This is a genomic window from Nonomuraea insulae, assembly GCF_042656245.1.
In genome coordinates, this window is sequence record NZ_JBHSPA010000119.1 from 27,849 (window position 1) to 51,269 (window position 23,421).

The following is a 23,421-nucleotide window of genomic DNA, read 5'->3' on the forward strand; positions in this document are numbered from 1 at the left end:
TCCTCTCGCCGGTCACTTTCGGTTCAGCACCGGCATGACGGCCCGGTCGAGGTAGTCGTCGATCTCGTCCGGGCCGGGGGGCGTGCCCGTGTGCATGAAGTGCTGCAGGAGCAGGCTGCCTGCCACCTGCACCGGCAGGGCGCGGGCCGCCTCGGCGGGGATCTCGCCGCGGGCGACGGCACGGTCCAGGGCCTCCAGCATCAGCCGCTGACGGGGCCGGACGACGCGCTCCATGACGGCCTCGGCGACCTCGGGATGCCGCCGGCGTTCCGCGGCCACGGTCAGCAGGACCTGGCCGGCCAGGCCGCCGAGGGACTGGGCCATCAGGCTCATCATGACGGCGAAGTCACCGCGCACGCTGCCGGTGCTCGGCCCGCGGTCGGGCAGGGGCAGCGCGTTCGCCAGCGCGTCGATGACGAGCTCCTCCTTGGTGGCCCAGTAGCGGTAGACCGACGTCTTGGCCGCGCCGGCCCGTGCCGCCACGCCCTCGATGGAGACCTCGCCGTAGCCGTGCTCCACCAGCTCGTCGATCATCGCCTGCTGGATGTCCCGGCGCAGCGCCTCGCTGGGACGGCGGGCGCGGCGAGGATCCTTGGTCATCTCCATAGGGTAGCAACGCTTGCGTATCTAACGAAAGGAGATTACGGTCGAATAGATACGGTTGCGTATCTAAGGCCATCGAGGGGGCTCACATGAGTGACACCTACGCCCGTTATGCCACCCTGCGTGAAGAAGGTCCCGTACAGCGCGTCGCCACACCACTGGGCGGGTACGCGTACGTCGTCCTCCGCTACGACGACGCCCGCGCCGCCCTGAACGACCAGCGCCTGTCCAAGCACCCCAAGAACGCGCCCGCCTATCTGCGCGAGGCGGGAATCGTCACCGAGGACGTCGGGCCGCTCGGCGTCAACATGCTGGCCAGCGACCCGCCCGACCACACGCGCCTGCGGCGGGTCGTCGGCAGGGCGTTCACGCCGAGACGCGTCGAGAGCCTGCGCCCGCGCATCCAGCAGATCACCGACGACCTGCTCGACGCGCTGCCGGTCGGCGAGGAGATCGACCTCATCGGCCGGTTCGCCTTCCCGCTGCCGGTCATCGTGATCTGCGAGATGCTCGGCGTCCCGGCGGAGGATCGCGACCAGTTCCGTACGTGGACGCGTTCCATGACGATCGTGCCCTCGACGCCGGAGCGCAGGCAGCGGCGCGAGGCGGGGCTGGCGGCGCTCGGAATCTACATGTCCGACCTCATCGCGCTGCGCCGGAGCGAGATCGACCGCACCCTGCCGAGCGAGGAGCAGCCCGACCTGATCAGCGCGCTGATCATGGCCACCGACGATCGGGGCACGCTCGACGAGCAGGAGTTGCACGGCACGCTCATGCTGCTGTTCATCGCCGGGCACGAGACCACGGTCAACCTCATCGGCAACGGCACCCTCGCCCTGCTGCGCAACCGCGACCAGCTCGACGCGCTCATGGCCGACCCCGGGCTGCTGCCGTCGGCCGTGGAGGAGCTGCTGCGGTACGACGGCCCGGTCGAGCGCGCCACCTTCCGCACCGCCGTCGAGGACGTCGAGGTGGGCGGCGTCACCATTCCCTCAGGCAGCCTGGTGGTCGTCGCCCTGGGCTCGGCCGACCGCGATCCCCACCGCTTCGACCTGCCCGACAAGCTCGACCTGGCCAGGAAGGACAACCCGCACCTGGCCTTCGGGCACGGCATGCACTTCTGCCTCGGCGCGCCGCTGGCCAGGCTGGAGGGGATGGTGGCCTTCTCGTCCCTGTTCGCGCGCTTCCCCGGGATCCGGCTCGCCGCCCCGCCCGAGGACCTCCGGATGCGCCCCCAGGAGGCACTGATGATCTTCCGCGGCCTTGAGGAGCTCCCGGTCAGGCTTTAGACCGGGATGTCGCCGTGCGCCCCCCTTGCTGGCACGGCCTCGGCGATCGCCAGGGCGATGGCGCCGCGCGTCCTCGCGGGCTCGATGACCTCGTCGATGACGCCGGCGCCCTGAGCACGTTCGAGGCCGCCGGCGATCTTCTCGCGCTCGGTCACCTTCAGCGGCTCCTACACTACACCGGAGTGAGTCCTCACTCCATCATTGACGGAGTGAGGACTCACTCCGTAGTCTGGCACGCATGACGACCGCACCACACGAGATGACGTACGAACTCCTGCCTGACCGAGCCCGCCGCCCGCTCACCGCCGCCCTGCTCGGCTGCACCTTCCTGGCGATGCTGGACGGCACCGTGACCGGCACGGCGATGCCCAGGATCGTCGCCCAGCTCGGCGGCACCGCCACCTGGTACGTGTGGGTGGTCACCGCCTACCTGCTGACCTCCACCGTCACCGTCCCGCTCTACGGCCGCTTCTCCGACCTGCACGGCCGGCGCGGCCCGCTGCTCGTCGGCCTGGGCGTGTTCCTGGCCGGCTCACTGGCCTGCGGCGCCGCGCAGTCCATCACCATGCTGATCGCCGCCCGGGCCCTGCAGGGGCTCGGGGCGGGCGCGCTGCTCACGGTGAGCATGTCGGTGATCCGCGACATGTATCCGCCCAGCCGCATGGCGGGCATGGTACGCATGCAGAGCGTCATGGCCGGCATGCTGATCGTCGGCATGATCGGCGGCCCGCTGGTCGGCGGCGTCCTGACCGACTACGCGAGCTGGCGGTGGGCGTTCCTGCTCAACCTCCCGATCGGGCTGACCGGAGCGGCCGTCCTCGTCGCCCTGCTGCCACGCCTCCGCCCCGGCACCGCCGCCACCGGCCGGCTGGACCTGGCGGGCGTCGTGCTGCTCACCGCGGGCCTGTCCCTGGTGCTGCTCGGTCTGACCCTCAAGGGGTACGGCGAGCGCGGCTGGGCCGACCTGACGGTGGGCGGGCCCATCGTGCTGGGCGGTGTGCTGCTGGGGGTCCTGGTCGCGGTGGAGCGGCGCACCGAGGTGCCGATCCTGCCGCTGCGCCTGTTCGGGCACCGCGCGTACGCGGCGATCATCGCGGCCGGGTTCTTCTTCCAGGCCGCGAGCCTGCCCGCGGGCATCTTCCTGGCCCTCTACTTCCAGCAGGTACGCGGCTACAGCGCCACCGTCTCCGGGCTGCTCCTGCTGCCGATGCTGGCCGGGATGGTGCTCAGCAACCGGCTGACCGGCGCCGCCGTGCAGCGCACCGGGCGGCCCAGGACCGCGCTGCTGCTCGGCGCCGGGTCGCTGACCGCCGGCAGCCTGCCCTTCCTCGCTCTCGGCACCGGCACCCCCACCCCGCTGATCGCCTGCTGCCTGCTGCTCATCGGCCTGGGCACCGGGCCCGCCATGGGCGGCGCCAGCATCGTCGCCCAGAACAGCGTCCCCCGGGCCGACATCGGCACCGCCACCGCCGGCTCCATGCTCACCAAGCAGCTCGGCGGGGCCGCCGCCCTCGCCGTCGGCCAGTCCCTGCTCGCCCACCACCTCACCGGCGGAGCGAGCGCCGGCGCCCTCATCCAGGGCATCGGCACCACCGTGGCCTGGATCGGCGGTCTGGGCGGCCTGCTCGCGCTGACCGCGATCCTACTCATGCCGGACATCAGGATCCGCTAAACGTACGCCGGTAGGTGTGGGGGCTGACGCCGGTGGTGCGCTTGAAGCGGTCGCGGAAGGCGGTCGGCGAGCCGAAGCCGACCTGGGCGCCGATGCGCTCGACGGGGTGCTGAGTGGTCTCCAGGAGGTGCTGCGCCTGGCGGATGCGGGCACGGTGCAGCCATTGGAGCGGAGTCGTGCCGGTCTGGTCGCGAAAGCGGCGGATCAGCGTGCGGGTGCTGGTGCCGGCCTTCGCGGCGATGTCGGCGAGGGTGAGATCGGCGGCCAGGTTGTCCTGCAACCAGGCGAGCACGGGGTCGAGGACCGAGCCCTGCGGGGTGGGCGCGTAGTCGTGGACGATGAACTGCGCCTGGCCGCCCTCCCGTTCCAGGGGCATGACGGACAGCCGGGCGGCGTGTGCGGCGACGGCCGAGCCGCAGTCGCGGCGGATCAGGTGCAGGCACAGGTCGAGGCCCGCGGCGGCGCCGGCCGAGGTGAGGATCTGGCCGTTGTCGACGTAGAGGACGTCGGGGTCCACCTCGATGTCCGGGTAGGTGGCGGCGAGGAGGCCGGCCGCGATCCAGTGGGTGGTGGCCCGCAGGCCGTCGAGGAGGCCGGTGGCGGCCAGGGTGAAGGTGCCGGTGCAGATGGAGGCGATGCGGGTGCCGTACGCGGCGGCTGCCAGGAGCGCGTCGCGGACGGCCGGGGCGAGCGGGGCCGCGGGGTCGGCCGTGCCGGGCACGATGATCGTGTCGGCGCCCTTGAGCCCGTCCAGCCCCCAGGGCGCGCGCAGGGTGAAGGCGCCCGCGTCGATCTCCGGGTGTTCCGCGCACACGCGGATCTGGTAGCCGGGGCGTCCGTCCGGGAGACGGGTTCGGGTGAAGGTCTCGATCGGGGTGGACAGATCGAACGGGATCACCCCGTCCAGGGCGAGCACGGCGATGGTGTGCATGGCAGGAACATACCCGCCCACCTGACCCATGTCTTCCCAAAAGCCGCTCTGGCCTGGCCTTATCCCTCTGGCGTTTTCCCGGGGGAAGATGTCACTAATGCCACTGGGAGGCGAGGTGGCGGCCCGTTAACGTCGGGGACCGATCCCATCGCCACCAGGAGGACTTCTCCATGCACGCCCAGATAGTTCTGTTCGACGGCTTCGATCCGCTCGACGCCGTCGCCCCCTACGAGGTGCTGTCCGCCGGGGGCGCTGCCTCCGACGGCGCGGTGAGCGTGGAACTGGTCTCCGCCGAAGGACCGCGCGAGGTGGTCAGCGGCACCGGGGGGCTGGCGCTGCGCGCCACCGCCGCCCTCGATCCCGGGCGGGCGGGCCTGATCGTGGTGCCCGGCGCCGCCGGCCGTATCGGTGAGCCGGGTGAGGAGGGCGGGGACGAGTCGATCCCCGTGCTGCTCGGCCGTACCCTGACCACTGACCTGCCCGCGCTGCTCAAAGCGGCGATGGAGAACCCGCGGGTGACGGTCGGCACGGTGTGCGGCGGCTCGCTGGTCCTGGCCATGGCCGGGCTGCTGGAAGGCCGCGCCGCCACCACCCACCACCTGGGCCTGGACCTGCTCGACGCCACCGGCGCGCACGCGGTCAGGGCCCGCGTCGTCGACGACGGCGACCTGGTCACCGGCGCCGGTGTCACCTCGGGGCTCGACCTGGCCCTTTACCTGCTGGAACGCGAGGTCGGCCCCCGGATCGCGCATGCCGTCGAAGAGTTGTTCGCCTATGAGCGCCGCGGCGTCGTCTGGCACGACCGGGGCCCGGCGCCCGCCGGCTTCTGACCACTTCAAGGAGAAAGAACGCATCATGTCCGTCGAAGGCACCTGGGACGTGTCCATGTCCACCCCGATCGGCACGATCAAGGCGGTGGTCGAGCTCCGGCGGGACGACGGGGTCCTGGCCGGGACCGCGTACGGGACGGGAGAGGAGGTCACGCTCGGCGACGTCGTCCTCGACGGGAACCGGCTCACCTGGAACCAGGCCATCACCAAGCCCATGCGCCTGAACCTGACCTTCACCACGACCGTGGACGGCGACACCCTGACCGGCACCTCCAGGGCCGGACGCCTGCCGGCCTCGAAGGTCACCGGTCTGCGCCGCACGGCCGCGGAGCGCCGGCCGTGACGAAACTGTTCCTGTCCGTGCACGTCCTGGCCGCCATCGTGGCAGTCGGCCCGGTCACCGTGGCGGCGAGCATGTTCCCCGCGACCCTGCGCCGCGCCGGCCACGACTCGCTCACCACCCTGCGCATGCTGCACCGCATCTGCCGTGTCTACTCGGCCGTCGGCATCGCGGTCCCCGTGTTCGGGTTCGCCACGGCGAGCAGCCTCGGCGTGCTCGGCGACACGTGGCTGATCGCCTCGATCATCCTGACCGCCGCGGCCGCCGCCATCCTGGGCCTGCTGATCCTGCCCGCCCAGGACACCGCGCTCGCCACCGCGCCAGACCCCGGGCCCGCCGGCCGCCTGGCCATGCTGACCGGGGTGTTCAACCTCCTGTGGGCCACGGTCACCGTCCTGATGATCATCCGTCCCGGCTCCACCACGGGAGTGTGAGCGTGCACCTTCGTCCCCTGCGCATCGCGGCGCACGCCGAGCTCGTCTCCCTGGTCATCATGCTCGCCAACCTCGCCACCGTGCACCTCAAGCCCATCTCCTCCCTGATGGGGCCCGCGCACGGGTGCGCGTACCTGATCGTCGTGATCGCGACCTGGCGCGTCCGGCGGGCCCCGGCTCCCGCCAAGGCCCTCGCCGTCATTCCCGGCGTCGGCGGCCTGCTCGCGCTGCGGCGGCTCAGCGCTCATGACGAGGACGCCGCCCGGTCGCGCGGCTAGTTCCGCGACGCGCTGAGGGAGGCGAGGTAGACCGCGCTACGGCGGGCCCATGCGGTGCTCCAACAGCAGGAGGGCGATGTCGTCGGTGCGCCGCATGGTGTGCGGGGCAGGGCCGAGCAGGGTGTTGCTGAGCTGGTGGAGGGACTCCTCCGAGGCGTCGGTCAGCCGGGCCGCGAGGGCGCCGATGGCGTCGTCGATGTCGACGCCGGGGGTTTCGACCAGGCCGTCGGTGTAGAGGGCGAGCAGCGCCCCGGGCGGGAACGGCACTTCGAGGGTGGAGTAGTCCACGTCGGTGTCCACGCCGAGCAGCAGTCCCGGGGCCACGTCGATGATCTCGCCGGGAGCGTTGGGCGGGCGCAGCAGCGGGGGCGGGTGGCCGGCGCTGGACGTGCGGAGGGTACGCAGCCGCAGGTCGACCTGGACGAGCAGGCAACTGGTGAACAGGTCGGTCTCGGTCTCGATGAGCAGGCGGTTGGTGTGTTCGAGCACCTCACCGGGGGTGGCGCCGGCGGCGGCGTGGGCGCGGATGGCGGTGCGTACCTGCCCCATGAGCGCGGCGGCCGTCACGTTGTGCCCCTGGACGTCGCCGATGACCGCCATCAGCAGGGTGTCGCTGAGGCGGATGAGGTCGTAGAAGTCGCCGCCGATGCCCACGCCGCGGGTGGCGGGCAGGTAGCGGGCCGCCACGTCGAGCCCGGGGATCTCGGGCAGGCTCCTCGGGAGCAGCGTCTCCTGGAGGGTCTGCGCCAGCCGTTCCTTGGCGTCGTAGAGCAGGGCTCGGTCGAGGGCCGTGGCGATCAGGCCGGCCAGGGTGGTGAGGCTGGTGCGTTCCTCGGTGCTGAACGGGCGGGGCTCGGCGAAGGCGAGCACGCAGGTGCCGATCCCGCCGTCGGAGCCGGCCAGGGGCAGGAAGGCCCAGGCTGCCATGTCGTCACAGTCGGGGGCATCCGCGTACATGTGCCGCAGTTCGCCGCGGTTGGAGAAGAACAGGGGCTCGCCGGTGCGCAGGACACGTTCGGCGGGGGTCACTGAGTTCAGTGACAGGCCGTCGAGATGGTCGAGCACCTCACTGCCGTAGCCGCGGGAGCCGAGGACCTTCGTCTTGTCACCCTCCGCTATCACCATGGCCATCGCCTTGGCCTTGAACACCGGCATGACCTGGTCGGCGAACAGATCGATGATCTCCCGTACGTTGAGCGCCCTGGTCAGGGCCGTCGCCAGGTGGACGAAGTTGTAGAAGACGTCCGCCTGCTGCAGGCTCCTGAGGCTGGAATCGAGCGGCTCGTACGGATGCGGCTGCGTCGCCTGATCGATCGGGACCGGGGCGATGCGCAGGCTGATGCCCGTCGAATCCGGATACAGGTAGAAACGCAGTTCGCAGCCGTCCGGGCGGCGGACCGTACAGGACGTGGTCTCCTGACTGATCACGGCGGCCCTGCACCGATCTTCGAACACCGGGTTCTTCAACCAGGGGGCCGCCTCCCACAGCGGCGTGCCCAGCAGCCCGGCGACGTCGCCGCCGAGCAGGTCGGCGGCCGAGGCGCTGACGAAGGTGATGCGGCCTTCCAGGCTGAACGCGAGACATCCGTCGCGGAACCGGTCGAGGTAGAGCGCGGCGGCGACGGCCTGCCCGACCTCCGGCGTCCGGCCCGGCGTCGGAAGGAGAACGCGCGGCTCCCCCGTGTGCGGCGGCAGAACCCCACTGTCGGCCGCCTGCCCCAGCAGGCCGCCCAGCTTCTTGCAGGCGGCGTCCATGCTCTCCTGCTCGTGGGAGGCGAGTTCGGAGGGATGGGACGGCGGCCAGAGCAACGCCAGGGCTCCCCAGACGCGGTCACCGGTCTGGATGGGAGCGGCGGCCGCGGCGAACGGGTACGGCAGCGCGAGCGCGGTGGCGGGAAAACGGCGGGCCATCTCCTGGTGATCGGGGGCCCACACCAATTGCCGCTGACGTACGGCGGCGGCGGCCGGAGCGCCGGCGTTCATCCTGAGCCTGGCCCAGGGTTTGACGACCTGGGCCGGCAGTCCGATCTCCGTGTCCAGGAAAAGGACTTGACCGTCGTCGGACAGGAGATAGATGACGCCGATATGTGCACCGGCCGCGCCGACGGCATGCCGCAGCACCTCATCCAGCTCGGACGCATGCCGTTGAGCAGTCACATCAACCTGGCCGGACACGGCTCAGCAGGCTCCACTCCGGGGCGACACGCGGTCCCAAGAAACGGTCATACCGCCAACGATATGCGCCTACGCCAGGGATAAGGACATTCATGGGTGGATTGTGAGGGCTATTTGGCGCGAGATTGATAAATGACGGAATTACTCATTGGTGGGCTTCCCGCGCCCCTCAGGAGCGGGCGCCGAGGGCGGCGGCTCCTGGGTCAGAGCAGGCGTCTCTGCACGGCGTCGGCGATGACCGTCGCCACGACCTTGTGGACGGCCGCGTAGTCCGGCGGGGCGGCCTGGCGGTCGGCGAACAGCAGGTGCCCGGCCCCGATCAGGGAGAGCGCGAGCGTGCCGGCGTCGGCGTTCGCCGCGATGCGGCCCATGGCGCGCTCTTCGACGAGATAGAACGTGATCATGGAAGCCGCGTCCGTCAGGATCGGCACGCCGAACGGCACGGCCTCACGCAGCCGGGCCCGCAACTCGTCGCGCGAGATGACGAGCCCGACGACCGCCACGGCGACCGGCTCGAACACCTCCACCAGCGCGCCGGTGAGGTTGTCCGCCACGCTGCCGGTCCCGGCACGGTCGCCCAGGTCGATGGCCTGGGCGTTGATCCTGGTGACGCGGTCGAGCACGAGTTCGGTGAGGAAGCCGTCGAAGTCGGTGAAGTGCCGGTGCAGGACGCCCTTGGCGCAGCCCGCCTCCGTGGTGACCGCCCGGCTGGTCAGGCCGCTCGGGCCGTCGCGGAGCAGGACACGTTCGGCGGCGTCGAACAACTGCTCGCGCGCGTCACGCAGAGCCACCCCTGTCGGCACCGTGCCTCCGTTCGCATGGTGGGCAAGCGCCCATGGTGGGCACATGCCCACAGTAGCGCAGCCGCGTTCGCGCCTCGGTGAGGTGAAAGGCGGAACCGCCGCCTTCAGCGGGACGGTTCTCTCGATCGCAGCAGGGTGACGACGCGTTCACGCAGCAGCCGCAGCGCCTGGCGCAGCTCCGTGACCTGCTGTTCGGCGGGCGCGCCGATGAGATGGGCGGCGAGGGTGTCCATGCGGGCGGCGGCCTCCGCGAGGACGGCGCGGCCGGGGTCGGTGAGGCTGAGGATGACGCGGCGCCCGTCCTCGGGGGCGCGGGCGCGGCGCAGCAGACCGCGCTGCACCAGGAGGTCGACGCTCTGCGAGATCGCGGCGAGGCTGATCGTCGCGTTCTCGTAGATCATGGTCGCCGTCTCCTGTCCCTGGTCGATGACCCGGAGCAGGCGGTACTGCCGGGAGGTCAGCGAGGGTTCCAGAGACGCGAGCGTCTCGCTCTCCAACCGTGCCACGAGCGCCGCGACGCCCAGCAGCTCTTCGCTGTCGATGCCCACCACGGTCCACCCCTTCCCTCACCACCCGTCACGCTACGCGCTGACCTACCCGCCGAACCCCTTGGCGACTTCACGTGCTTCCGGTCCGCAGGAAATCGGGGGTTGTGCCGTCCCAGCCGATGGTGTCGAGCGCGGCGACGATCTTTCGTTCCTCGTAGGTGAAGTGCGATTCCATCAACGCGGCCAGGCCGTCCAGCTCGGCTCGCAGGTCGCGGGGCCGGGCGGCGCGGCCCTCCAGGTGGAGATCGACGTTCTCGCGGAGCCTGGCCGGCTCCGCGCGAAGCCAGGAGTGCACGTGGATCAGTTGGTCGCCGAAGGCGTTGAGCCGGTCCTGAGTGGTCAAGGGTGTCCCGGGTTACGGCGCCTCCATGCCCGCGGCGATCTGCTTGCCGGGTGCACTGCGACGCTGACCCGGGATTCCATCACTCCCACGGCTGCCCGTCAAACCGCCGCACGAGGTGACAGCGCCCCGGGCCGTACGGCATCATGAGATCCATGATCTACGGAAAGGGCGGCCACCGCCCCAGCCGGTGAACCCCGGCACGAGGAAGCTGAGCGACGACGATCGGCTCACCTTCCTGGCACACGCGATCACCATGTCCTCCCTGTACGGCTTCGGCCCCTGGCCACCGCATGCCCAGACGCTGCCGGACGAGCCCCCTCGCCCGGACGACGGCAAGCCGTACTTCTCCTCCACCGTCCTCGACGGCATCCGTTCCCACCACTTCTCCACCGAGCCCGCCCCGGACACCGTCGCGGAGGTCGCCGACCTGCTGCAGTCCGGCGCACCGCCGGATCACCTGCACGACCGGCTGGCCAGCGCCTCCGCGCTGGCGATCTGCGACGACCTGCTGCGCGAGCTGTCCCGCAGGAGCCTGCCAGGAAAGCGGCTCCACGAGGCGGGCCGGTGGCTGGCCGAGTACGGCACCCACCGCGAAGCCACCAAGATCGGCATCGTCCTCCTCGGCGCCTGCGGCGACCCGGACGACCGCGAACTGCTGCTCCTGCTCGGCACGCTCGAAGAGTTCACCCTGTACGCGGTCGTCGCCCTGCTGAGGACCCAGCCGGACCGGCAGCGGGCGGTGTACGAGCTGGCCAGACGGGTCACGGGCTGGGGCCGCATCCACGCGGTCGAACGGCTCAAAGGCTGCGACGACCCGGAGATCAAGGCGTGGCTGCTGCGCGGCGGCTACCGCAACGACATCCTGGCGGAATACCTGGCCCCGCTCGCCGCCTCCACCGGCGACCTGTACTCCGCGCTCCTCGACCCGGAGCCTGACGAGGCCCTGGTGGACGGCGCGGGCGGCATCCTCGCCACTCTTGTCCGGGGCGAGGGCGGGCCCACGACGGGCATCAGCGCGTACGCCGACGGAGTGCCCGCCCTGGCCCGCCATGCGGACCTGGTCGCGACCCGGACCGCGACGATCCCCCGCCTCGATGATCTGCTGACCATCGTGCGGTGCCTGCGCCGCCCGCGCTCTGACGAGTACGGCTGGGCGCCCGGCGACCGGGCGGCGCTGCTGCGCCGCTACGAGCAGGTGCTGGAGCAGCCGCGCTGGTCCGAGATGGCGCTGGCCGGCGTGGCGGACCCCGACGCGGCGGACTTCGGCTGGGCGGCGCACTGCGCGTCTCTGCTCGGCCTGCCGATCCTCGCGCAGGTCGTGGCCCGGCTACGCCTCCATCCCGGCGACGCCTACCTCTGGGAGGAGATGACCCGCCTGGCCGAGCCCGCCGCCCTGGTGGCGCTTGCCGAGGAGTCGCTGCCGTTGGAGAATCTGGACACCGGGCCCGGCGACCGGATCTTCGGCAGCGAGCACGAGCGGGCCCTGGAGTGCGTGGTCGAGACGCTGAAGACGCATCCCGGCCTGGGGCTGCCCCTCATCAGGACGGCCCTGCGCAACCGGGGGGTCAGGCTCCGCCGGCGTGCTCTGCGGGTCCTGGACGCCTGGCCTGACGTGCCGGACGAGGCGGTCGGGTGGGTGCGGGCGGCGTACGAGGTGGAGCCGGACGACGAGATACGCGAGGAGATGCGGGCCTTCCTCGGGGTGACGGCCCGGTAGGCGATCGGCGGCCCCGGCCGGCGTCCGGGGCCGCCGTTGACAAATTGTCCAGAAGTGTCGAACCGCACCGTGCCCGCCAGCGCGCCGACACCGCCCGCTCCGATGACCGCGACCCGCGAGGCGGCGGTGATCCCGCCCTGCCGCAGGCCGCTGAAGGCGGCCACGTCCGCGTCGCCGGACGGACGTGGGCTCGCGGGTGCGAGCCGCCCTTCAGCCGTAGGGCTTCAGTTCTGTGCGTACTGCGCCACGCCGTCGGCGAACGACCAGTCGATCGACTCGTTCTCGGCCAGGGTGATGAGGACGTTGCGGGGCTCGGTCCCGGCGTAGTCTTGCGCCAGTTCGGCGATCCGCCGGTAGAGGGCCTGTTTCTGGGCGGGGGTGCGGCCGGAGCGCAGGGTGATCGCGACGTAGACGATGTCGTCGTCGCGGTGCACGCCGGGGAAGCCGCCGTAGCGCAGGGTGCCGCTCGTGCCGTCGTGGTCGGTCAGGACCTGGAACAGGTCGTCGGGCGGGATGCCGATGGCCTCGACCAGGGCGTCGTGCACGGCGCGGCCGAGCGCGCCGAGCCGGTCGGGGCCGGCCCGCAACGCGTCGATGCGTACGAATGGCATGTCGGTCGTTCTCCTCTCAGGACTTCACGGTTGACGGACGTGACCGGCCAGCAGGCCCAGGGCGCCTTCGACGGCCTGGGCGTACACCTCGGCCGAGCCCGCGGCGCGGGCCAGCACGTAGCCGCCCTGCAGCACGGCGACCAGCGCGGTGGCCGTGGTGGCGGGGTCCAGGGAGGCGTCGAGCTCGCCGTCCTCGCGGCCCTGGGCCAGCAGCCCGGCCAGCCGGTCGGTGAGCCAGGCGAAGGTGCGCTCGATCGGCGCGCTCAGTCCCGGGTCCGCCATCACGTCGGGATCCTGGGTGAGGCGGCCGACCGGGCAGCCCTTCAGCGCGTCCCGCTCCCGCCGCAGGTAGGCGGCGACCCGCTCGATCACGGTGCCGGAGCCGGTGAACGCGGTCTCCGCCCGGTCCCTCATCTCCCCGGCGCTGCGGTCGATCGCGGCGAGTGCCAGGTCGGGTTTGCCGCGGAAGTGGTGGTACATGCTGCCCTGGCCGGCGCCGGAGCGTTCCTGGATCGCCTTCGGGCTCATTCCCACGTAGCCGCGCTCCCACAGCAGCTCGCGAGTGCTCTGGATGAGCCGTTCCCTCGTGTCCATGCCGTACATACTAGTAGGTACAGGATACGATCATCACATGCACGGACCCCTCCATCTCCTCGCGGGCGCGCCGGCCTCGGGCAAGACGACACTGCTCCCCCACCTGATCCGGGCCGCTGACGGGCTGGTCGTGATGGACATGGACGAGCTGCTCGAAGACGGCGCGCTGATCGGCGTGCCCATCGCGGACCCGGCGGCGGCGCCCGTCTGGCCGGTCTACGACCGGATGTGGGCGCGCATCGTGACCATGGTGCGCCGGGCCGGTCACCCGGTCCCGCTGCTGTGCCCGATCCCGGACGCCGCCGAGCTCGCGCCGGGTTCGCGGTGGGCGGAGCCGGTTCACTGGGCGCTGCTGGACTGCCCGGACGAGGAGCGGGTACGCCGGTTGCGCGAGCGGGGCGAGCCAGAGGAATGGATCGACGACGCGGTCGCGGACGCGGCCCAGGGGCGCGCGCTGATCCCCACGGTGTTCAACTCGGAGGATGACGTGGCCGCGCGGGTCCTCGCGTGGGTGTCGCGCGAGGCAAGATCCCTCATATGATCCCGTCATGGCCGAAGATGGCAGGGCGATGACCGACGAGCAGGCCCCCCGAGGCGTCGACCCGACGGTTCCCAGCGTCGCGCGGATGTACGACTACTACCTGGGCGGCAAGGACCACTTCCACGCCGACAGGGAAGCGGCCGAGCAGATCGTCCGGCTCGCCCGTGACAACGGCGCCGACGTGCGGGAAGTCGCCCGGGCCAACAGGGGCTTCCTCGTCCGTGCCGTGCGGCACATCGCCGAGTCCGGAGTGCGGCAGTTCCTCGACATCGGCACCGGCCTGCCGACGCAGAACAACGTACACCAGGTGGTGCGGGGCGTCGCGCCGGACTCGAAGGTCGTCTACGTCGACAACGACCCGATCGTGCTGGTCCACGCCCAGGCCCTGCTCGCCGACAGCTCCGGCACCTCCGTGGTCGACGGCGACCTGCACCGGCCGGCGGACATCCTGAAGGCGGCGGCCGCCCACCTCGACTTCAGCCGGCCCGTGGCGATCATCGTGGCCGCCGTCTTCCACTTCTTCCAGGACGACGACGAGGTCGCCGCGATCGTCTCCACCCTGCGCGACAACCTGGTGCCCGGCGGCTACCTGGTGATCTCGCACAGCTACATCGAGCCCGAGGCCGGGCAGCCCGACAAGATGGACGAGGCCAAGGGCATCTACCGGCGCTCCGCCTCCGGATCGATCGCCTGGCGCGGCCGGGAGACCGTGCGGGGTTACTTCGCCGGGCTGGAGCTGCTGGAGCCGGGGATCGTACCGGTCCAGGACTGGCGCAACGACGAGCCGTACCTGCCACCGGGTCTGGCCAAGGGCGGCGTGCTCGGGGGGGTCGGCCGCCTCCACGCGTAACCTTCCGGAAGGGGCATCGCGATGCCAAGTGAGATCAGCGGGATGAACGCCGGCGATCGGGAGGCGACGCGCTTCCTCATCGACGAAGCACTCTCCTACGTCTATCCGGCCGCCCTGCGCGCCGTGGCCATGACCGGCGTGGCCGACCACCTCGCGAACGGGCCGCTCACGGTGGCGGAGCTCGCCGGGCGGGCGGGCGTACACGAGGACAATCTGCGCAGGACCCTGCGGCTGCTGGCCACGCGCGGCATCTTCGAGGAGCTGGCCGACGGGCGCTGGGGCCTCACCGCGATCGGGCAGCCGCTGCGCGCGGACGCGCCCCTGACGGCGCGTCCCGCCATCCTCATGCTCACCGAGCGTTCGCTGTGGCAGCCCACCGGCGAGATGGAGCAGGTCCTGAGGCATGGCGTCTCAGCCTTCGAGGACCTCTTCGGCATGCCGTTCTTCGAGTACGTCGCCCGCGACCAGCAGGCCGCGACCGCCTTCCACAGCGGCATGGCGGCCTTCTCCGACCAGGAGAACGCGCCCATCGCCGCCTCCTACGACTTCCCCGCGGCAGGGACCGTGATGGACGTCGGCGGCGGCCAGGGCGGGTTCCTGCTGGAGGTGCTGCGCCTGGCGACCGGCCTGGAGGGCGTGCTGCTGGACGCGCCGCACGTGGTGGCCGAGCACCGGCTGGACGTCGATGAGGTCAAGGGCCGCTGGCGGCTCTCCCCCGGTGACTTCTTCACCGAGGTGCCCGCCGCCGACGTCTACATGGTCAAGCGGGTCCTGCACGACTGGGACGACGACCAGTGCGTACGGATCCTCGGCAACTGCCGCCGGGCCATGGCGGCCGGCGGGCGGGTCCTGGTCGTCGACGCGGTCATCCCGGCCGGCTCCGAGCCCCATCAGGCCAAGGCGGTGGACGTGCTGCTGATGACGGGGCTCACCGGCCGTGAGCGTACCGAGGCCGAGTTCGCCCGGCTGCTGGAGGCGGCCGGGCTCCGGCTGTCGCGGGTCATCCCCACGGGGACGGTCCTGTCCATCGTCGAAGCGACGGCCGGCGACTGACGATCGCCGGCCTTGTCACCGGGTCCCGTCACAGGCAGGCCAGGCGGACCGGGCCCGCCGCCATCGACTGGTCGCCTGTGGTGTTCCCCGAACCGGTGTCCTTGATCTCCACCATGACCAGGCCGCTCGCGACCGTGACCGGCACCGGGGCCGGGACCCAGGTGCCCTGCCGCATGCGCTGGTCCAGGGTGAACTCCCCGATCGTGCGCGCGTCGTCGTCGAAGCCGTCCCTGACCGTGTACCAGACCCGCTGGCCGGCCAGGCCGGACTTGGGGACGTACACGCCCACGAGGCACTGGCGCGGACCGCGCAGGCCGGTCGTGAACCGCCACTGGAAGACGTTGCGCGGATGTTCGGCGGTCTTGGGGTCGAAGGTCAGCTCCGAGAACAGGAACCCCTCCCCGCAACCCGCGCCCGTCCAGCCGGGGGCCTCGGCGTCCTTCCAGCCGCTCCTGCCCGGCACGCCGTTGATGTTGACGGTGCGGCTGGTGTCACGCGGGCACCCGGGGCCTGCGATCGCCGCGAAGGCGGGCCGGGGCGCGCTCACCGCCCCGGCCTTTCCCTGGGCGGGGGTCGGCTGCGTGCCCGGGGCCGGGGTCCGCTGTGTGCGCGGCTCCGTACCGGCTGGGGTTTGTTGTGAGCGTTGTTGCCCGGGCTGCGCGGTCCGGCCCTCGGACGGCTCGCCGGTCCTGCGGTCGGACGGTTGGCCGGTCCGGCCCTCGGACGGCTGCGCCTGGGCTGTCCGGCCCGCTTTGGGCTGGTCCTCGGCCTGCGCGGCGGACGTGGGGGTGGGCTCCGGGCTCGGGCGGAGCAGGGCCGCCGCCAGCAACCCGGCCTGCGCGAGCACCCCGGCGATCACCCAGACCTTGACGGAGTTCCGCCGCCGTCCCTGACGAGGGGGTTGCGCCGGCGTGGCCTCAGGCGGCTCGACCGGAGGAACCGGCGGCGCCTCTGACCGTGCGGCCTGCCGCTGATCGGCCGAGGTGGTGCGCAGCGACTCGCCCGACAGGGGCCGTGGTGGTTCGGCACGCATGACTCGCAGGTCCTCGCCCGGCCGAGGCAGTGGCGGCTCAGCCCCCATGACCCGCAGGTCCTCGGATGGTGTGGGTCGCAGGGGGTCGGGGCGGGTGGCTCGGGGGAACTCCACCGTGTCGTGTGCCGCGTGGCGGCCTCTGCGTTCCAGGCGGGCGCTGATCGAGTGCCAGGATCGGGTCCATTCCTCCTGGTCGCCGTCGCAGGCTTCCACGTACGCCTGGGTGATCACCAGGGTCGGCAGCGCGTCCCCCGACGCGGCCGCCGACAGGGCGTAGGCGGGGCAGCCCGTCTTCCGCTCCATGGCCCGGTAACTCGGCGAGCCCGCCGCCGCCCTGAGGTCGCGTAACCCCTGGGCGAAGAGGTGGAGCGCCGGCGCCGGATGCCTCTGCCGTCCGCTCGCCGTCCCGTTCTCGTTCGTCATCGTGCCCCCTAGTTGTCGCCGGCCTCGCTCGGGCCGGCGTGCGATCGACTCTCCGCAACCTTGGATACGGCGCGAAATGATGACCAGCCAGGTGAAGGTGATGACCAACGTTCAGCGCCCGCGACCGGAGCGCGCTTCACAGGCACGAGAGCCGGGCAGGACCGGCCGCCATGGACTGGTCGCCGGTCGCGTTGCCCATGCCGTTGTCCTGGATCTCCACCATGACCAGCCCGCTGGTGACCGCGACGGGGAACGGCGTCGGGACCCAGGTGCCCTGCCGCGAGCGCTGGTCGAGCGTGAACTCCGCGACCGTGCGGGCGTCGTCGTCGAAGCCGTCCCTGACCGTGTACCAGACGCGCTGGGCGGATTGGGGAACCTTAGGGACGTAAACCTCGACGAAGCACTGACGGTGGCCGCGCAGACCCGTGGTGAATCTCCACTGGAAGGAGTTCTGCGGGCGTTCGGTGGACTGAGGGTCGTACGCCAGCTTCGAGAACAGCAGGCCGTTTCCGCAGCCTTCGCCCGTCCAGCCGGGGGCCTCTGCCGCCTTCCAGCCGTCGTCACCCGGAACGCCGCTCATGCGTACGGTACGGCTGGTGTCACGCGGGCAGTCGGGTCCGGCGACGGCTGTGAAGACGGGCTTGAGTGGAGTCGTACGGACCTGGGCGTTCTCGGCGGCCTGCTGGGCGGCGGACACCGGCGCCTCCCGCTGCGTCCCGGCCGATGGCAGGTCGTCGGTCTTCGTCGCCGAGATCATCCAGGACGGCAGGTCCTTGCCGAACGTGCTGGCCGTGACCAGCACGATCAGCCCGAGCGCGACGAAGCTCCCCCAGAGCCTCACCGCGCGGCGGCGCGGGAGTGCGGACCGGCGCTGAGCATGCGAGGCGGGCTCAAGCAGTGCGGTGCGGTCGTCCACGGAGCCGTCCACGGAGCCGTCGGCGGCGGTGTCCTCAGCGGTGTCCTCAGCGGTGTCGTCGCCGGTGTCGCACGTGGCGTCCAGCTCCGACCTGACGACGTGCCATCTCCGGCTCCACTCCTCCTGGTCGCCGCCGCACGCGCCCACGTACGCCTGCGTGACCCCCAGGCTCGGCAACCGGTCCCCCGACGCGGCCGCGGACAGGGCGGAGGCGGAGTAGCCCGCCTTGCGTTCCATCGCCCGGTAACTCGGATTACCCGCATCCGCGCGGAGCTCGCGCAGACCCTGGGCGAATTCCTGAAGCGGGCCGGGCGGCACCGGCCGCTCCCTCCGCCCCCTTGTCGTGTTGTCATGCATGTTCGTGCCCCCTGACGAGAATTGTCACCCCCTATTCGTGGCTGCCCGGCCGACGGACGGCTGCCTCTGACCACAGGTGTCAAGTGCACAAAAGCGGGTGGCCCCTGACTCCAGGGGCCACCCGCGATCAACGATTCACACTGGGGCGATCACTCACTTCGTCCGCGCGGGGACGATGCACACCCCCTTCACGTCGTCCTCCCACGGCTCCGCGTCGGCGTCCTTCGCCGACAGGGAACCGGTCAGGTGACCGAGCTCGTGCAGCAAGGTCAGGACCCGGGACTCCTCGTCGGACAGCGTCGTCGTGGTGGACGACAGCAGCCAGCCCGCGTAGAACGTGATGGTGCCGTTGGAGCCGTCGCCCTGGCTGACCGCCTCGGCCTTCACCGGCCTGCCGGTCAGGAACTGGGTCTTGCTCCTGCTGGTGGCGTCTTTGAGACGCTTGTTGGTGTCCAGGGTGCCGAGAATGACGGACGCCTTGTACTTGGACTTTCCGGTCACCTTGCTCTCGCAGCTCGGGTAGTCCTTGAGCATGCGCATCGCCTCGTCGATCGCGGTGCGAATCTCGAAGGTGGCGTTCTGCCCCGCGGTCTCCGTGTCAATGCTGGATTCCGTGTCGGTGCCGGTATCCGTGTCGGTGCCGGTATCCGTGTCGGTGCCGGTATCCGTGCCGGTGCTGGATTCCGTGCCGGTGCTGGTTTCCGTGTCAGTGGTGGATTCCGTGTCAGTGCCTGCCTCGGTGTCGGCCGCCTCCGGGGCGGCTTCTTCGAGGGTCGCGCCGGCCTCTCCGGATTCGTCCGCCGGATCCGTCACGATCTCGTCCATCGATTCAGTGGTGTCCGCCGGGGCAGGAGCGTCCTCGATACAGAACAGGTCGGTCTTGGCGTCGCAAGGGTCCGCGGCCGCCATGGCCTGGCTGACCGCCACGCTCCCGCCGCCGGTCAGGACGGCGAGGATCGCGACGGTCGCCGCCACGCGCCCACGGTGTCGTCGCAGCCCCTGGCGCGAGCGGGTCGATCGGGGTGTCGGGTTCACGGGGTACCTCCAGTTGGGTTGTCTCAGACTTCGGCGTGTGCTCTCGGTATGCGCGCCTGGCCGAAGCTCGGTCGCTCCCGCCAGGCGACTGCGGCATGCGTGGGGGTTCTAGGACCTCTTCTCGAGCACGCCCAGGACATCCCTGACCGACTTGCCGCACTTGTTTTGGTAGGCGGCGACCACGGTGTACTCGAGATCCTCGTCGAGGAACCTCAGGTCGTACCGATAGGTGTCGTTGAGGACTGAATTGCGGGAGACCTTGGGCTGCGGGTAGAAGACCTGCGCGCCCTTCCTCGACAGGAAGACGAAGTTGACGGTGCTCCTGGGCAGGAGATTGTTACCGAACGGCACCAGGAAGGCTCTGCGGTCCAGGAACAGCTTCGCCCTGGGGGTCACGCTCCCGATGGCGTCCCGGCGGCTGAACTTGTTCCCCCCGAACCTCGTGCCGAACAGCTCGACGAAGGGGCGGTCCCTGCCGCAGGACTGGTTCTGCCGGCCCGGCCGCAGCTGCCTGTACCACTTCGCATACGATTCCCAGCGGCCCTTCGAGCGGCCCGTCGGCCACCTCTTCTCGAGGATGTCTCCGAGCACGCCCTCCAGACGCCCGCGCCAGCCGCCGTCCCTCCTCGGCTCCGTCCTGGACGTCTTGGAGTCGCCGCGCGGGCCGGGGAGGAGGTCCTGGACGATCTTGCCGACGTCGTTCAGCGACGGCCCGTTGTCGCCGAGGCCGGGGATCTTGAAGCCGTCCGAACCACCCGAAGGCAGGAAGTCGGACGGGTTGAAGCCGTCTCCTGAGCCGAAGAGGCCGGAGGGATCGAAGGGACCGGCTGCCATCGAGGTCGTCCTGGTGCCGGCGTTGGCCGTGCCGACGAACCCGCCGGCGAGAACCGCGCTGCCGATGGCCACGCCGGCCACCGTCTTGCGCAGCTTTGAAGGTGCACTCACGGTGCTTCTCCTTTCGCGTTGACGCGGCCGGCGATGGCGGCGCCCTCGTACGAGAGCCCCCCGGAGCGCCGATCCGCATCTGGATGCTTCAGGAGTACGGGGCCGGGCGATGACCATCCAGATGGCCGCGTTGTCCATTGGCTCAAGCCGTTGACCAGCGGCGCCGCGGGCCGCTGGTCAACGGGGCCGCCGGTCTCGGTGCGTGACGACGCGACTAGATGAGCGCCCTTCATCTACTCCCGCGGCAGCGCGGCCCGGACACTGCATGCTGTGCCCCCATGATCTGGAGGGGGTCCGACGAGGAAGGAGTGACGAGGGCGTGAGAGGACTCGCCATGTTGCTGACCACGCTCGTCTCGGTGGTCGTGGCCGTCTCGGTCCCCGCCGCCGAGGCGGCATCCGTGCCTCGGACGGGCTCGCCCGAGCCGTCGGACCGGTGGTTGTTCGAGCCGTGCGGCATCGTCTCCGCCTGCGTGGTCTACGACGGGCCGGACGCCTGCGATCAGGCCGAGCGGCTGGAAGCAGCTCAGCCGGGTGTCGTACGAACACGTAAGTGCGCGGAACCGGACGGCGACACGGTCATGGTCCAGTGGGGTTGCCCGGCGGACACGCTGCGCCAGACTCAGACGCCGGGCTCAAGTCCGGGAGACACATGCTCGATCGCCTGGTACTTCAGCTCCTGAGGCTCTGACAGCCGGCCGGTCTCCGCACAGGAGACCGGTCCGCACGCGCGCCCTCTTCTTCTCTCACAGACAAGGCAACCGGATGGGCGGCGACTGAACATTCTGTAAGGTCCCTGGAGTGGAGGAACCGGGGCGCAGGGAACGCAAGAAGCAGCGCACGCGACAGGCGCTCGTCGCCGAGGCGATGCGGCTGTTCGAGCAGCAGGGCTACGACCGGACCACGGTCGCCCAGATCGCCGCGGCGGCCGACGTGTCCACCCGGACCTTCTTCCTGCACTTTCCCGCCAAAGAGGACGTGCTGCTGGGCGACACCGTCGTGCGGATGGACCTGTGTCTCAGCGTCATCGCCGACCGGCGGCCCGATGAGCGGCCCGCCGACGTCCTGGCGCGGGCGATCGAGGAGTTGATCACGCGCGCCTGGGCCGACCTGAGCACCGGGCTGGCCCGGGTGCGCACCGACGTGCTCGCCTCGTCCCCGGCCGCGCAGTCCCGGCTGCTGCAGCGTTTCCTGGCCGCGCACGCCGAACTGACCGACGCGCTGCTGCGGGCCTGCCCTGGGGAGCTCGACCGGGTGGCCGCGGCGACGCTGGTCGGCGGGGTGTGCGGCGCCGTGGGCGCGGCCGCCTTCACCAGCCTGCGCCAGGGCGACCCGCCGGAGCGGGTACGCGAGGCGATGCGGCGCGCGATCGCACTTTCCCCGCTGACTCCTTGAGGTGCAACCTTTCGCTCGCCGGATGGCGTTGGGAAGGGGCGAGAGGAGATCACTTTGGACCGTCACGACGGATTCCGCGAGTTCGTGCTCGCCCGTCAGCAAGCGCTGATGCGGACCGCGTACCTGCTCACGGGAGACGCCCATCTCGCCGAGGACCTGCTGCAGAGCGTCCTGATCAAGGTCGTGGGGCAGTGGGACAAGCTGGCCAGGGGCGGCAATCCCGAGGCTTACACGCGCAAGGCGCTGGTCAACCAGTACATCTCCTGGAGGCGCCGGCCGAGCCGCGAGGTGCCGAGCGCCGAGGTTCCCGAGCGCGGCGTCTCCCCTGACGACACCGCGCTCGACCGGATCGTGTTACGCCAGGCGCTGGCCAAGCTCACCACCAAACAGCGCGCCGTGATCGTGCTGCGCTTCTGGGAGGACCTCACCGAGGCGCAGACGGCCGACGTGCTCGGCTGCTCCCTCGGCAACGTCAAGAGCCAGGTGCACCGTTCGCTGGCCCGCCTGCGCACGATCGCACCCGAACTTGAGCATCTGCTGTCCGAGCACGAGATCAAGTCCGAGATGAAGGAGGTCGCCCGATGACGAGGCTGCGTGAGGCACTGGACGGCATCGCCGCCGAGGCTCCCCCGGTGAACCTGGCCGACGCGGCCATCGCCGGCCACCGGCGCCGGCGGCGGGCCACGCTGGCGCTGGCCGCCGTCGCGACGGTGGCGGTGGTGGGCGGGGCGAGCGCAGCCGTGTCACTGCCGGGGCGATGGGCCGCCGACGCCGCCGCGCCGCAGGACGCCGCCGTGGTGCCCGACCTGCCCGATGGGCCGGTGGGGGCGCTCACGTACGCCTACCAGACGCTCTGCGAGGTGGACTACATCAGCAAGCAGCAGGCGACGGTCGACTGCGGTTCGGTGGAGTGGCGGGTGGTCACCACGACGGGGCGGACGTACCGGATGCCACAGGCGCTCGCCTACAACGTGAACGATCGCCCCGTCCCCGTGGCGATCAGCCGGGACGGGCGCAAGCTCGCCTACTACAGCCGCGACGCCCAGGCGCATGTGGTGCGCGACATGGTGACCGGGACCGAGGTGACCTCGCCGGTGACGGTGCCGGAGGAGAAGATCGGCATCGGCTCCACACTCGTCCTCTCCGACGACGGCCGCCACCTGGTCTTCGACCCGCGGGTGGGGAGCAAGTACCCCGGAGTGCTGATCGACACGCGGACCGGCGCGCGGGCGACACTGAACGGCAAGTACGAGACCGTCGGCATCAAGGACGGTCACGTCGAGCTGATCCGCTACATCAAGACCGACCTGTGGCTGCGGCCCGTCGCAGGGGGCGGCAAGCCGGTGCGCTTCGACGGCGTGTTCATCGCCTTCAGCGAGGTCTCGCCGGACGGCCGCACGGTCGCCGCGCAGGACATGGCCGACCGCCGCAGCCACAAGCAGACGCTCACCCTGCTCGACGTCAAGACCGGCCGGACCCTGCGCAAGGTGGAGATCAACGGCATGCCCAAGGCCTTCGGGATGGACGGCACCACCGTGTGGCGGTCCGCGTCGGAGGTCACGGTGACGTACACGAACAGCCAGGGCCGGTTCGGCTACGGAGTGGACGTCAAGACCGGCAAGGCCCGGCTGCTGACCCGCTACGGCGACGGACGTCGCATGCGCATGCTGGTGCTTCCCGGGACGGAGTCGGGCAACCACTAGGCT

Annotated in this window: 27 protein-coding genes; 14 read left to right on the forward strand and 13 right to left on the reverse strand. The window is 71.1% G+C overall.

The genetic code is table 11. The features are described 5' to 3' along the window. Positions 1-12 precede the first annotated feature (12 nt). Positions 13-600, reverse strand: a complete 588-nt coding sequence (locus tag ACFPZ3_RS66455) for a TetR/AcrR family transcriptional regulator (RefSeq protein WP_379524659.1) — start codon at positions 598-600, stop codon at positions 13-15. 92 nt (positions 601-692) lie between these two features. Between ACFPZ3_RS66455 and ACFPZ3_RS66460 the strand changes: the two genes are divergently transcribed. Then, entirely contained in the window at positions 693-1,892 is a 1,200-nt protein-coding gene (locus tag ACFPZ3_RS66460) for a cytochrome P450 family protein (RefSeq protein WP_379524660.1), read from the forward strand. Here ACFPZ3_RS66460 and ACFPZ3_RS66465 read toward each other — a convergent pair. After that, a complete protein-coding gene (locus ACFPZ3_RS66465; RefSeq protein WP_379524661.1) occupies positions 1,889-2,047 on the reverse strand; it encodes a hypothetical protein in 159 nt (52 codons plus the stop codon). The two genes, ACFPZ3_RS66460 and ACFPZ3_RS66465, sit on opposite strands and share 4 nt — an antisense overlap. Positions 2,048-2,130: 83 nt before the next feature. On the opposite strand from ACFPZ3_RS66465, the gene ACFPZ3_RS66470 reads away from it, so the two are divergent. Further along, positions 2,131-3,564, forward strand: coding sequence for an MFS transporter (locus ACFPZ3_RS66470; protein ID WP_379524662.1), 1,434 nt, complete (start codon positions 2,131-2,133; stop codon positions 3,562-3,564). Here ACFPZ3_RS66470 and ACFPZ3_RS66475 read toward each other — a convergent pair. Further along, positions 3,551-4,495 carry a GlxA family transcriptional regulator gene (locus ACFPZ3_RS66475; RefSeq protein ID WP_379524663.1) on the reverse strand — a complete coding sequence of 315 codons (945 nt, stop codon included), beginning with the start codon at positions 4,493-4,495 and terminating at the stop codon, positions 3,551-3,553. The genes ACFPZ3_RS66470 and ACFPZ3_RS66475 overlap by 14 nt on opposite strands. Positions 4,496-4,665: 170 nt before the next feature. On the opposite strand from ACFPZ3_RS66475, the gene ACFPZ3_RS66480 reads away from it, so the two are divergent. Genes ACFPZ3_RS66480 through ACFPZ3_RS66495 form a run of 4 tightly spaced genes read left to right on the forward strand, consistent with a single transcriptional unit; the run spans position 4,666 to position 6,377 of the window. Next, complete coding sequence (locus tag ACFPZ3_RS66480) at positions 4,666-5,325, forward strand: DJ-1/PfpI family protein (protein ID WP_379524664.1); 660 nt, start codon at positions 4,666-4,668, stop codon at positions 5,323-5,325. 25 nt (positions 5,326-5,350) lie between these two features. Further along, complete coding sequence (locus tag ACFPZ3_RS66485) at positions 5,351-5,668, forward strand: hypothetical protein (protein WP_379524665.1); 318 nt, start codon at positions 5,351-5,353, stop codon at positions 5,666-5,668. Next, positions 5,665-6,099, forward strand: a complete 435-nt coding sequence (locus ACFPZ3_RS66490) for a hypothetical protein (protein WP_379524666.1) — start codon at positions 5,665-5,667, stop codon at positions 6,097-6,099. Before ACFPZ3_RS66485 ends, ACFPZ3_RS66490 begins: the two co-directional genes overlap by 4 nt. A 2-nt stretch (positions 6,100-6,101) precedes the next feature. After that, positions 6,102-6,377, forward strand: a complete 276-nt coding sequence (locus tag ACFPZ3_RS66495; RefSeq protein WP_379524667.1) for a hypothetical protein — start codon at positions 6,102-6,104, stop codon at positions 6,375-6,377. A gap of 36 nt (positions 6,378-6,413) precedes the next feature. Here ACFPZ3_RS66495 and ACFPZ3_RS66500 read toward each other — a convergent pair whose 3' ends face one another. The 4 genes from ACFPZ3_RS66500 to ACFPZ3_RS66515 form a co-directional block, all read right to left on the reverse strand. Further along, positions 6,414-8,552 (reverse strand): SpoIIE family protein phosphatase, encoded by a 2,139-nt coding sequence (locus ACFPZ3_RS66500; protein ID WP_379524668.1) that lies wholly within the window; start codon positions 8,550-8,552, stop codon positions 6,414-6,416. Positions 8,553-8,755: 203 nt separating this feature from the next. Continuing rightward, positions 8,756-9,355, reverse strand: coding sequence for a TetR/AcrR family transcriptional regulator (locus tag ACFPZ3_RS66505; RefSeq protein WP_379524669.1), 600 nt, complete (start codon positions 9,353-9,355; stop codon positions 8,756-8,758). 104 nt (positions 9,356-9,459) lie between these two features. Further along, positions 9,460-9,906 carry a MarR family winged helix-turn-helix transcriptional regulator gene (locus ACFPZ3_RS66510; protein WP_379524670.1) on the reverse strand — a complete coding sequence of 149 codons (447 nt, stop codon included), beginning with the start codon at positions 9,904-9,906 and terminating at the stop codon, positions 9,460-9,462. 67 nt (positions 9,907-9,973) lie between these two features. After that, on the reverse strand, positions 9,974-10,246 hold the full coding sequence (locus ACFPZ3_RS66515; RefSeq protein ID WP_379524671.1) for a hypothetical protein: 273 nt from the start codon (positions 10,244-10,246) through the stop codon (positions 9,974-9,976). A gap of 187 nt (positions 10,247-10,433) precedes the next feature. Here ACFPZ3_RS66515 and ACFPZ3_RS66520 point away from each other — a divergent pair, with 187 nt between their 5' ends. Continuing rightward, positions 10,434-11,963 carry a hypothetical protein gene (locus ACFPZ3_RS66520; protein WP_379524672.1) on the forward strand — a complete coding sequence of 510 codons (1,530 nt, stop codon included), beginning with the start codon at positions 10,434-10,436 and terminating at the stop codon, positions 11,961-11,963. Between the two features lie 224 nt (positions 11,964-12,187). Here the strand turns inward: ACFPZ3_RS66520 and ACFPZ3_RS66525 are convergent, their stop codons facing one another. Then, a complete protein-coding gene (locus tag ACFPZ3_RS66525) occupies positions 12,188-12,574 on the reverse strand; it encodes a tautomerase family protein (protein ID WP_379524673.1) in 387 nt (128 codons plus the stop codon). 24 nt (positions 12,575-12,598) lie between these two features. Further along, on the reverse strand, positions 12,599-13,168 hold the full coding sequence (locus ACFPZ3_RS66530; protein ID WP_379524674.1) for a TetR/AcrR family transcriptional regulator: 570 nt from the start codon (positions 13,166-13,168) through the stop codon (positions 12,599-12,601). Between the two features lie 37 nt (positions 13,169-13,205). Between ACFPZ3_RS66530 and ACFPZ3_RS66535 the strand changes: the two genes are divergently transcribed. The 3 genes from ACFPZ3_RS66535 to ACFPZ3_RS66545 are packed head-to-tail and all read left to right on the forward strand — an operon-like array spanning position 13,206 to position 15,612. Then, positions 13,206-13,709 carry an AAA family ATPase gene (locus tag ACFPZ3_RS66535; protein ID WP_379524675.1) on the forward strand — a complete coding sequence of 168 codons (504 nt, stop codon included), beginning with the start codon at positions 13,206-13,208 and terminating at the stop codon, positions 13,707-13,709. A gap of 7 nt (positions 13,710-13,716) precedes the next feature. After that, a complete protein-coding gene (locus tag ACFPZ3_RS66540; RefSeq protein WP_379524676.1) occupies positions 13,717-14,559 on the forward strand; it encodes an SAM-dependent methyltransferase in 843 nt (280 codons plus the stop codon). Positions 14,560-14,580: 21 nt separating this feature from the next. Continuing rightward, positions 14,581-15,612 carry a methyltransferase gene (locus tag ACFPZ3_RS66545; protein ID WP_379524677.1) on the forward strand — a complete coding sequence of 344 codons (1,032 nt, stop codon included), beginning with the start codon at positions 14,581-14,583 and terminating at the stop codon, positions 15,610-15,612. Positions 15,613-15,640: 28 nt separating this feature from the next. On the opposite strand, the gene ACFPZ3_RS66550 is transcribed toward ACFPZ3_RS66545, so the two are convergent. From ACFPZ3_RS66550 to ACFPZ3_RS66565, 4 genes are all read right to left on the reverse strand, one after another. Continuing rightward, complete coding sequence (locus ACFPZ3_RS66550) at positions 15,641-17,068, reverse strand: hypothetical protein (RefSeq protein ID WP_379524678.1); 1,428 nt, start codon at positions 17,066-17,068, stop codon at positions 15,641-15,643. A gap of 136 nt (positions 17,069-17,204) precedes the next feature. Next, positions 17,205-18,341, reverse strand: coding sequence for a hypothetical protein (locus ACFPZ3_RS66555; RefSeq protein WP_379524679.1), 1,137 nt, complete (start codon positions 18,339-18,341; stop codon positions 17,205-17,207). 153 nt (positions 18,342-18,494) lie between these two features. Next, on the reverse strand, positions 18,495-19,268 hold the full coding sequence (locus ACFPZ3_RS66560; protein WP_379524680.1) for a hypothetical protein: 774 nt from the start codon (positions 19,266-19,268) through the stop codon (positions 18,495-18,497). Positions 19,269-19,484: 216 nt separating this feature from the next. Next, on the reverse strand, positions 19,485-20,321 hold the full coding sequence (locus ACFPZ3_RS66565) for a hypothetical protein (protein ID WP_379524681.1): 837 nt from the start codon (positions 20,319-20,321) through the stop codon (positions 19,485-19,487). Positions 20,322-20,640: 319 nt separating this feature from the next. On the opposite strand from ACFPZ3_RS66565, the gene ACFPZ3_RS66570 reads away from it, so the two are divergent. The 4 genes from ACFPZ3_RS66570 to ACFPZ3_RS66585 all read left to right on the forward strand — a co-directional run bounded on the left by ACFPZ3_RS66570 (position 20,641) and on the right by ACFPZ3_RS66585 (position 23,418). After that, on the forward strand, positions 20,641-21,003 hold the full coding sequence (locus ACFPZ3_RS66570; RefSeq protein WP_379524682.1) for a hypothetical protein: 363 nt from the start codon (positions 20,641-20,643) through the stop codon (positions 21,001-21,003). Between the two features lie 118 nt (positions 21,004-21,121). Beyond that, complete coding sequence (locus ACFPZ3_RS66575) at positions 21,122-21,715, forward strand: TetR/AcrR family transcriptional regulator (protein WP_379524683.1); 594 nt, start codon at positions 21,122-21,124, stop codon at positions 21,713-21,715. 54 nt (positions 21,716-21,769) lie between these two features. Beyond that, a complete protein-coding gene (locus ACFPZ3_RS66580; protein ID WP_379524684.1) occupies positions 21,770-22,300 on the forward strand; it encodes a SigE family RNA polymerase sigma factor in 531 nt (176 codons plus the stop codon). Beyond that, positions 22,297-23,418, forward strand: coding sequence for a WD40 repeat domain-containing protein (locus ACFPZ3_RS66585; RefSeq protein WP_379524685.1), 1,122 nt, complete (start codon positions 22,297-22,299; stop codon positions 23,416-23,418). Before ACFPZ3_RS66580 ends, ACFPZ3_RS66585 begins: the two co-directional genes overlap by 4 nt. The last annotated feature ends 3 nt before the right edge of the window (positions 23,419-23,421 follow it).